The organism is Paeniglutamicibacter sp. GQ140 (assembly GCF_059759235.1).
Genome location: NZ_JCAXDW010000013.1, coordinates 130,459 through 140,150, shown reverse-complemented (window position 1 = coordinate 140,150; position 9,692 = coordinate 130,459). Strand labels below are relative to the sequence as shown.

The following is a 9,692-nucleotide window of genomic DNA, read 5'->3' as shown; positions in this document are numbered from 1 at the left end:
CGATCGTGCTCCTGCGCTTGAAACGGAGCGATCAGCGGAGAAGACACAGGTGGCCTCGTCATTTGGAGACCAGGTTTGAGTGGATGAACACTGCGTGACCCCATTTTCATGTCGGCAGTACCAATCTCTGCTGCTGTTCGGGGTGATTCATTATCCCATCGCACTTGGGGGTACATAGGCGGCCCAACGACCGCTGCCTGCAGACGCTACCTCTACCCAAAGCAGCAGAGAATCACGGGTTCAACTCAATGCTCAGCAAAGTGCGCAGTCTGCGAATCGATTCAAACAGGGGTTTTGGATCTTTGAAGCCGAATCCGTTCTTCTCGATCATCAAACTTTCGCTGAACTGACTCTGGCCGCGAATGTACCAACGGCGCATACTGATGGGGCAGGAAAACCTACACACACCAGACCTTGGAAGGGCGTGCGGACATGGTTGGCTCATGGCAAGCATTGGTTATTGACTGCGAAGACCCCGATGCACTGGCAAGTTTCTACGAGGAACTGTTGGGTATGGTGCGCGTGGAAAACGATGATGATTGGGTAGGGATTGGCGATGCCCCGGATCGCCCGGCCATAGCCTTTCAGCGCGTGGAGCCTTACGTCGCCCCTGAATGGCCAGGGCACGTTCATCCGCAGCAGGCCCACATCGATGTCAAGGTCAAAGACCTCGATCTGGCCGAAGCCGAAGTCCTGTCCATGGGTGCAACTGCAATGGGTGCAGGTTCTAAGACTTACCGTGTCTATCTCGATCCGCAGAAGCATCCGTTCTGCTTGGTGAGCTGGTAACAACTGGTGTCGCGCAGCATTTCCTGAATGAAGGGTGTAGCGGCGTCCAACCGAACGCCAATTGAGTCATCGACGCTGTCTTGACCCTTGAAGGCACCAAGAGCTTAGGACAGCTATTCCCGCGATCTATCTAGCCATGACGTCCTCCGGCGGTGGCGAGGTCCGGCAGTGAGCTGCCAGCACGTATGTGGGACCAACCGGCACAAGGTGAGCAGTTTGGTGGTCAACCTGCGGCTCGTGAACCTGACCCAGCGCTAGGCAGTTGAGTGAGTCCGACAACGATTGTGCGAATACTGCCGGCCAGGCAGTCGCGACAGCTCGGGCCCGACCGGTTGTGTTGAACCGTGGTGTCGGACCTCAATGTCCCCACGGTGGACAGCATGTGGAGGTGAAGACAAGGGCGCTCGTATCAACCATCTCTGCGAGCGAAGCGGCTCCGATTCAAAATCCATGCACTGTGCACGGCGATTTTGTCGAAATCTCTGTCAAGATGAAGGAAATGAAGGACCGCACATCCTGGACCTTGGGGACGCTGATCAATGTGCGAATGAATTGGGGGATTGGAATCATGGGCATGGGGGATGCCAGATCGATGCGGCGCAATGTCGCTGTATTCCTGGACATGGAAAACCTTGTGGGAGGAAAAACGGCGGAAGCTACCGGGTTGCGCCTGGGTGAGCTGGTCACCGCAATTGAAACAATTGTGCAGAAATCGGGCGTGGGTTCAAGAGCAGCCGTGATCCGTGCCTATGCGCATTGGGGCAGTAAGGTGATGGCCGGGTTCCAGCGAGAGATGCTTGGGCTCGGCGTTGAACCTGTACAGATCTTTTCCTTCGAAAAGCAGGTCAAGAACGCTGCTGACATCGAATTGTGCGTGGACGTCCTGGCAGTGGTCCACGAGTCGCCCTGGATCGACGTGTTCGTGATCGCCACGGGCGATGGAGGTTTCGTTCCCCTGGTCCGACGGCTTCACGCCCTGGAAAAATATGTTGTTGTGGTGTCCACCAACGATCCGGAATCCGGTGTGGTCAATGCCCTGCTGAAGGCCGTGGCCGACGAATATCACCAAGTTCAGATGTCGCAAGTGGACGCAGCGATCCAATTGCAGTCGGTGCGTGTCCCCGAACCCTTGATTGCTTCGCCGGCCAATCTGCATCGGAATGTTCCCACGGCGGTGTCGCCGAAGAACCCGAAACCCAAACAGGCACCAAACAAGGCGAAGCCCAAACAGGCTTCCGAGAAGGCTCCAAAACCAACGGCCGAGGAACAGGCCAAGGCCGCAGACATCAAAGTCTTACGCCGCGCGATTCTGTCGATAATCAGGGAGAACCCGGATCTCGTGATCTCGAATCGAGTCAATGCTGGTGCTCTGGGTCAACATCTTCGCAGCGAGCACCCGCAGCTCAGTTACAAGGGCTGTGGATCCAAGACACTGGGCGCCTTCTTGAGACTCCACTGCGACTTGGCTGTGGTCACCCCTCGCGCGTTACACATCTCTGGCCCAACAGCCGCCATGCATAGCGCCTGAAAATTCACCCGACCAGCAAAGACCGTCGGTGGTGTCGATGCCTGTTCCAGAATTCTAAGTGGACGCGGTATTCAAGCAATTCACGGACGGGGCTCTGGGCCCCGACGGCAGGGCCACCGGATCGGCAGGGCTGACGCTGAGCTTGGTGGGCTCCAAAATGCGGAGCATTCGGCGGTTACTGGAGTCGCCATCGCCAGATGGATCAGCAGGGAGATTCGACCATTACTCGGTACATTGCCGCATTGCGATAGCACCAATCGTTTCGTATAGCCATGGCGTAGTCCAGCGTCTGGTTGTACCCTGACACCAGGGAACAATTGGCTTGGGGCCACGGCAGCCCGGACTGCCGATCGCATTTAGTGGGGACAGATGCAGAACAAGAAATGGCTTGCATGGGCGCTCGCCGTCATCGTGGTGCTCGTCGGCGCAACTATTGCTTTTAACGCCGCTGCGCGGACGCCGGCTGCCGGCGGAGCAAGCAGTGGTCCAAGTCCGAGTGCCACGGAACCGGCCATCGCTCCGACGAGTTCCGCCAGCTCAAGCGCGAACGAGCCAAGCAAGAATAGCTCCGCTGCCGCGTCCACCGCAAAACGTCCATCCTCCATGCCGCCGGCATCCAGTGCAACGGGAACGAAGGAAGCTGGATCGCCGCCCGCTTCGGCTCCTGCCACGGAAGTTGAATCACCCAAGCTGGAGGTTCCGGCCACCAGCGTGCCCAAGGCAACGACCTTGCCCAAATCGGTGAAAAAGGCCCCGGTGCTCTCGGGGACCGTGCCGAGGGAAGGAACCGCCAAGGGGGAACTCACCTCTGGATTCCCAACCAAGGCTCTGCCCATCCCGCAAGGTGCACGCATCATCGATTCCTCGGTCAGCACCCAAAAGCGAAACGTCCAGGTCGCAGTCAACTACCGCACTTCCATGAGCGTTGAGGCGGTGCTGAAGTTCTACGAATCCGAGGCAGCCAAGCGCGGTTGGGTCGCCACCCGGGGAACGGCCGCCGACGGTGCCAAGAGCATCACGCTGGGGTTCGGCGATGACACGATGGCTGCCACGGTGCGGACAGCTCCCACGGGGGCCACCACCGTTGCCGCCTTTGGCACCTACGAAGTTGGAAGTTAGTTCGGTGAAACCCAAGCGACAGTTCATTGTTGCCGCCATGGTGCTGGTTGCAGTCCTTGCTGCCGCCGGATTCGCGGTGAACTCGTTCATGGGGTTCAGGGAAAGAACGCAAACCCCTGCCATCGCTGCCCAGGAAAACCCCGAAGGCATTGCGCAGATCCCGTTGGGGAACACGGTGGTATTCCGCGACACCCGTGACGGCAACGACTATGGCAGGGTCGCGTGGCTTCCCTTAGACGCGCCGGATGGCGAACGGACGACCACGTCGCTGTCCTGCGACCGGGTGTACCGCACCGGCGGGATGCTTTCCTGCCTGAGCGCCCAACGCGGCATGAACACCAGCTACAACTCGAGTGTCTACAGCATCGGGGGGCACCTGCTTGCCCAACGCCCCCTGCCCGGAGAACCAAGCCGCACTCGGGTCTCCGCGACCGGCACGGTGGGTACCACGGCGTTCATCACCGGGGAGTCCTATGAATTTGTCGGATTCTCCACGCAGACGACCATTGCCGCACCCGGTGGAACCGACTACGGGAACCTGCAGGATTTCGAGATCTTGGTCGGTGACAAGAAGTTGATTGCCGAAGACCGGAATGTCTGGGGCGTGACCTTCGCCAAGGATGCCAAGACGTTCTACGCGACGGCGGCGTCGGGGAAGCAGACGTGGCTGATGCGTGGATCCCTCACGGAAAGAACCATGCGTGCGGTGGTCGAGAATGCGGAATGCCCGTCGATCTCCCCGGATGGCAAGTTCATTGCCTACAAGAAGCGACGCGTGGATTCGGTGCTGGCCCATTGGGACATTGCCGTGTATGACATTGCCAAACGGACCGAGCAGCTCTACTCCCTGGAATCCGGCTTTGACGACCAGCTCGAGTGGCTGGATCCGGACACCCTGCTCTTTGGCCAGCCCCGCGAGGAGACCCCGGGGGATGCTGACATCTTCTCCCTGGACCTGGTGCCCGGTGCTTCCCCGAAGCTGTTCATTGAACATGCGTGGTCGCCCTCCATCCAGCGTTGAAGCGACGGGCAACGGGCGGCCAAGGTGTCGGGAACGGCTGCAGTCCCCAGCGCCTACGCCAAGGCGAAATCCAGGTCCCGGAAGTGGCCGTTGTGAAATGCCTCGGTGGATGATCTCATGACTCCACCGTGGTGGCAGCCGCGACCGCACGTGCCCCGCTGAGGGTCGTGGGGCCCGGCAGCGACCTCACGGGCGGAGACGCCTGCCGGGGTGGAGGCAGGGCCCCTTAGAAGCCGTGAAGGGCCGGTGTACGCTCCGGCCGGAAGTGCCATCGTTGATGCGACGGTGGCGCTGTGCCATCCGCGGGTGCTTGTCCAAAAGGACGTCGCCGTGGCCACCGCGCTTCCCGGGTCGGCACCGGGGATCTTGGTGATTGAACGTGCGTGGTCGCCCCCGATCCAGCGTTGAGGAGATGGATCGAGGGCGACCACGGGTGGGAAACGGCTGCGGGCGCAGTGCCTACGGCCGTGAGTAGATCAGGTCCACGAAGTAGTTATTGCGCAATGTCGTGGTGGAAGCCGGCATGACACCACCTGTTCCATAGCGGTGTCGGCCGTTACTGGTGGCCGCCGTGATGGTCCCGTCGGTGAACTTCTTGGCGAAGTACAGAGACGTGGTAGAGACGTGGCCCCTGGGTGCAAGATACGAGACCGTGTAGGTTCCGGCTGGCAGTGCCACCGGCGTGGCGAAGGTGGCGCTTTGCCAGCCCCGGGTGCTTTCCCCGGTGAACGTCACCGTGGCCAGCCGCTGCCCGGAGTTGTTCCAGATGCTTCCGGTGTGCGTTCCGGTGTTGGTGCTCTCCTTGTAGAACCTCACCCCGTGGGCGGTGATCGGAACGGTGGTGCTGAACCGCAGCCCGACTTCAATCGAACGGGAGTCCATGGAATCCGAAAGCAACGGAAGCGTGGACCCGAACAGGTTCACCGTTGTCGGCGTCGGCGTCGGCGTGGGCGTGGGCGTGGGCGTCGGTGTTGGAGTCGGTGTTGGTGTTGGCGTGGGCGTTGGAGTCGGCGTTGGTGTTGGCGTGGGCGTTGGAGTCGGCGTTGGAGTGGGCGTCGGTGTCAATGTTGGAGTCGGAGTCACCGTCTGTGTGGGAGTCGGGCTTGGCGTCGGTGTCGGCGAAGGCGCCGGGGCGGTCACCGTGCTGTAGACAAGATCCACGAAGTAGTTCGTGTCATTCCAGGAGTTGCTCGGGACGGTGCCTCCTGCCCCGTAGACGAAGAGTCCGTTGCTTCCCATGGTGCTCAGGGCACCGACGGTGCGCGGCTGCGCAAAATCACCCGAAGTGTAGGCATAGCCGCCATTGGGGGCATGATAGGAAATGATAAACGTTTGGTTTGCCGCAATGCGCACAGGGTTGCTGAGCTGCACCGTTTGCCATCCCGAGGCGGTTTCGTTCGAGAACGTCGCGGTGGCCAGACGAGTCCCGGCCTCGCTCCACACCGAACCGGTATGGACACCCGTGTTCGGGGTTCCCTTGTAGAACCGGATCGCCGAAACATCGATGTCCTTTGTGGTCTGCAGTCGCACGCCCAACTCAACGGAACCGTTGTCTTGCGGGTCCAGGTTGGCAGGTACCTGCGTGCCCAGGAACGTCGCCGGCGTACCGCCTGCGTTCTCCGTGGAGAACGACCAGGCTTGGTCGGTTAGCACCGCACCGGAGGTGCTGGTGACATTCTTCAAAGCCACGGAATATGTCTGGCCATTGGCCAGGGCCTGGGTGGGCGTAAACGTCAGGGTCCTGCCGTCACTTGACTTGGACGCTGCGCCGGGAACCGAACCCGCCGGACCGCTGAGTGTGTACTGGAAGCCGGAAGCAATTTCCTGGTTCAGGACGGTGACCACCTTGGCTGCGACGGGAACTTCGGTGGCCCCCGGTGCCGGGGATTGCGAGACCACGTTGATGGCCTGTGCTCCGTCGGGAACGAACGCCACGTCGACCAGGTAATCGGTGCTGGTGGCATTGTTCGGGTATCCCAGCGAGTACGTGAAGACGCCGGCCGTGTTGTTGGTGCGCAGCGGGCCATAGCTCTTGGCATCCATCAGGCCGTTGGGCGTCACCGAGTAGGTACCCTCCGTCGTGTAGGCAACCACATATTCGGTATTGGCGCTCACTGCCACCGGAGTGGAGAAGGCTGCATACTGCCAGCCTGAGGCGCTGTTGTTGGCGAAGCTGACGCTTGCCAGCAGTGCGCCGCTTGCGGAGAACAACTTGCCGGTGTGGGCGCCGATGTTGCCCGCGTCCTTGTAGAACTGGACTCCCGAGACCTTGCCGCTCTCGGTCGGCGTGAAGCGCATGCCCAGGGTCAGCGAGGTACGGTCGTCAATCAGGCCGGTGGTTGGAACCGCCGAGTCTTGGTACAGCCCGCACGGGCAATCCCCGGCGGCGGTGTCGGCCAGCACGGTAGTGAAACTCCAGCTCGAGCCGCTGCTGACGGCATTGCCCAGTGCGTCCTGCGCGGACACCGTGGCCGTGTAGCTGGTTCCCCTGGCCAAGGCGTTTGTCGGGGTGAACGTCGCCCGGCGCGCAGTGGAGTCATAACTGGTGGATCCGGCCACGGATGCGCCGGCCGCGGTCTTCAGGGACACGTTTACGGTTCCCGGCTGCACGGCGCGAGAGAACGTCACGGCAATCGGCGTGCCCAGGGGCACGCTCCTGGCGGTGTCGAGGGGGCTGGGGTTGAAGGCCCGCAAGGGGGAGGAATCCTGGGACTCGAAGATCGCGTCGACGTAGTAGTTGCTTTGCTGGTAGGTGCTGGTGGGCATTGACCCGTTGGTGTCGTAGACGCCGGCGGGGTTGGCCCCGAAGCCTCCGGCCACGTTGAGTGGATCGAGGGTGATTCCCGCATAGGCCAGCAGGTAGTTCTTGACCGCATAGTGCCCGGTCGTCGTCGAGTAGGAAACGACATACTCGGTTCCCGCCGTGACCGAAATTGGGGAAGCAAACCTGGCTTCCTGCCAGCCACTGGCGGTTTCGCCCGAGAACGACACCGTGGCCAGGCGTTGGCCGTCCATGGACCACACGGAGCCGGTGTGCGGTCCGGTATTGGCCGCGCTCTTGTAGTAGCGGACACCCGCGATGATGCCGTCACTGGTCGGGGTGAAACGCAGCCCCAACTCCACGCCATACGGATCTTCCGAATCGGGCTGGTCGGGAGCCGTCTCGCCAAACACGCTGTACGGGCCGGTGACGGTGAGCGGAACGACCGTGGCGGTTGCCGGATAGTTTCCACTGTCGTCGATGCCACGCACCCACAGTGCCTCGCCGTCGATGCCGTGCTGGACGTAGTTAAAGGACCAACTGGTGGTTCCGGTGGCCGGGTGCCAGTGGGCCCCGGCATCGGTGGAGTATTCCACACCGGCCACCACGCCGCCGCCGGCATCCGCCGCGGTTCCGGTGACCGTGTACTTCTTCCCGTTCTTGGCCGCAGCCGGTGGCGGAGTCGTGATGCTGATGCTCGGTGCGGTCGTATCGGTGGACTTGGTGGCCGGCACGAGCCCCGTCATCAAGGTAGAGGGTTGGGCCCCCATGTCTGCCAGAAGGTTGACCTGCGCCTGCTGCATGATCGGATCCGCGGGGGCGCCCTCACCGTCGTGTTCCGCATCCAGGCCCCAAGCCCATTGAATCGACCCTGCAGAGAACACGAGTGCACCGCTGGGAGCCTTATAGAGGGTCAGGTGGTGAGTGGTAGTGCCCGGAGCCACGGTGTTGCCGAAGTCCTGCAGGTACTGCGGGACGTTTCCGGTGGTGGTGGACAGGAAAACCTGCCCGGCCGGCCTGAAGCCATTGTCCGGGGCCTCGTTGGACTCGTACCCGATGGTGTGCGGCGCAAGTGCCCTTTTGGTTCCTCCGGCCAAGGATGTCAGTGGCGTGTTGCGCCATAGTCTGTTTTTGCCCTCTTGCGAACTGACAGTTACTGGCAGATCGCCGTCGTTGACCATGTAGAGCGTGCCAGTCAGGTTGTTCTCCGGTGCGCCGGCGCCTTGGGACGCCGGCGCGAACCGTGGATCACGATATGTTCCGGTCCATTCGCTGCTCGGGTCGATCTTGGCGTTGCTCCAGGTCTCCTTGTAGGTCACGAGGGTTCTATAGGCCTTCCCGTCAACGGTGGAGGCCTCGTACCGGGTGCGCCAGTAGCCTTCGTTTCCGGTCAGGAACTGAAGATTGACTCCGGCATCCCTGGCGGCCTCGATATTTTCCCGTTGTTTCCCGGACCAATATTCATCGTGCCCGACCGAAAGCATGACGTTGTGGTTGGTCAGAAGATTTCCTCGTCGATCCGTATCCACCCCGCTGATATAGCTGACGTCGTAGCCGTTGCGTTCCAGGAACCTGACCGTGGGGTACTCATTGGCAAAGTAGAAGTCCCTCTGATGGTTTGAACCTCGGGTGGCAAATGGTCGGTTGTAGCTCAGCTTGTAGGCGCGGCCATTCGCGGCGCCTTGATAGAAGCTTGAACCGCCGTAGGTGTTGTAGGCGTGCCACGTAGGATCGGAGGTCTGGAATACGACATCGGATTGGCTCGAGTCATCGCGCACTATGAAGGTGATGTGGCTGGCGGCATTGATGTCAGGGCGGTAGATGTTCGCGATGTAGATGCCTGACACGGCATCGGCAGGAACGTTCCAGCTGGCCGAAACCCCCCAGTTGCCGCAGTCCACCAATTCCGTGGCCACGTCGTTGAGGCACGAAGGCTGGTTTTGGGGTAATGGTGCAGATGGCGTCACCGTTGCCACCTGGCGCGCGCCTTTTCCTTGATACCAGCCGGTGCGGAAGATATCGACCGTGTATTCCCGTGCATCCGTGTCGATCTTGAAGTCGATCCTTTGGCCGACGTTGACACTGATCTCGGTCGCGAATCCCTGAATCGAATCAGACCCAGCTCCATTGATGTCCCAGTTTTCCGGATCTGTTCCGGGCTTCGAGTTTTCGCAGACAATCTTGTTGGCCCCGGGCGCGCAGGGATCTGCCGCCACCGAGCTGGGGGCCGTCAAGGTGACTGCGACCATGGCCAGTGCACTGGCCAACGCCAGGAATCGCCGGGATTTCCTGGTCGGGGGAGGCGGTGTGCCCTTGGAGTGGTTCCGGTGCGCGTACTTGCGCCGATTGGGCCCAAATAATCCAAACGACAATGCCATGACTTTTCCCCACGAATCCGCGCGTGCGGCCTAGCCGCGCCACGTCCCCAGTCCCACGTATCTGGCTTGAGTGTAGGATTTTGGCAATTAAGCTAA

The 9,692-nt window shown here is 61.1% G+C and carries 6 protein-coding genes; 4 read left to right on the top strand and 2 right to left on the bottom strand.

Annotation, left to right across the window (positions count from 1 at the left end; genetic code table 11):
- The first annotated feature begins 432 nt into the window (after positions 1-432).
- Complete coding sequence (locus AC6CHY_RS16730; RefSeq protein ID WP_498227438.1) at positions 433-789, top strand: VOC family protein; 357 nt, start codon at positions 433-435, stop codon at positions 787-789.
- 490 nt (positions 790-1,279) lie between these two features.
- Positions 1,280-2,317 (top strand): NYN domain-containing protein, encoded by a 1,038-nt coding sequence (locus AC6CHY_RS16725; RefSeq protein WP_498227437.1) that lies wholly within the window; start codon positions 1,280-1,282, stop codon positions 2,315-2,317.
- Positions 2,318-2,673: 356 nt separating this feature from the next.
- On the opposite strand, the gene AC6CHY_RS16720 is transcribed toward AC6CHY_RS16725, so the two are convergent.
- A complete protein-coding gene (locus tag AC6CHY_RS16720) occupies positions 2,674-3,036 on the bottom strand; it encodes a hypothetical protein (protein ID WP_498227436.1) in 363 nt (120 codons plus the stop codon).
- A gap of 10 nt (positions 3,037-3,046) precedes the next feature.
- Here AC6CHY_RS16720 and AC6CHY_RS16715 point away from each other — a divergent pair, with 10 nt between their 5' ends.
- Both AC6CHY_RS16715 and AC6CHY_RS16710 read left to right on the top strand, forming a co-directional pair.
- Positions 3,047-3,436: a hypothetical protein gene (locus AC6CHY_RS16715; protein ID WP_498227435.1), complete on the top strand. Its 390-nt coding sequence runs from the start codon at positions 3,047-3,049 to the stop codon at positions 3,434-3,436.
- Between the two features lie 4 nt (positions 3,437-3,440).
- On the top strand, positions 3,441-4,457 hold the full coding sequence (locus tag AC6CHY_RS16710; RefSeq protein ID WP_498227434.1) for a TolB-like translocation protein: 1,017 nt from the start codon (positions 3,441-3,443) through the stop codon (positions 4,455-4,457).
- A 459-nt stretch (positions 4,458-4,916) separates the two neighbouring features.
- Here the strand turns inward: AC6CHY_RS16710 and AC6CHY_RS16705 are convergent, their stop codons facing one another.
- Positions 4,917-9,596, bottom strand: a complete 4,680-nt coding sequence (locus AC6CHY_RS16705) for a DUF4082 domain-containing protein (RefSeq protein ID WP_498227433.1) — start codon at positions 9,594-9,596, stop codon at positions 4,917-4,919.
- Positions 9,597-9,692 lie beyond the last annotated feature (96 nt).

Coding starts and splice junctions, on each gene's coding strand:
- AC6CHY_RS16725 (WP_498227437.1), top strand. CDS start 1,280: ATGAAGGAAATGAAGGACCGCACATCCTGGACCTTGGGGACGCTGATC.
- AC6CHY_RS16730 (WP_498227438.1), top strand. CDS start 433: ATGGTTGGCTCATGGCAAGCATTGGTTATTGACTGCGAAGACCCCGAT.
- AC6CHY_RS16705 (WP_498227433.1), bottom strand. CDS start 9,596: ATGGCATTGTCGTTTGGATTATTTGGGCCCAATCGGCGCAAGTACGCG.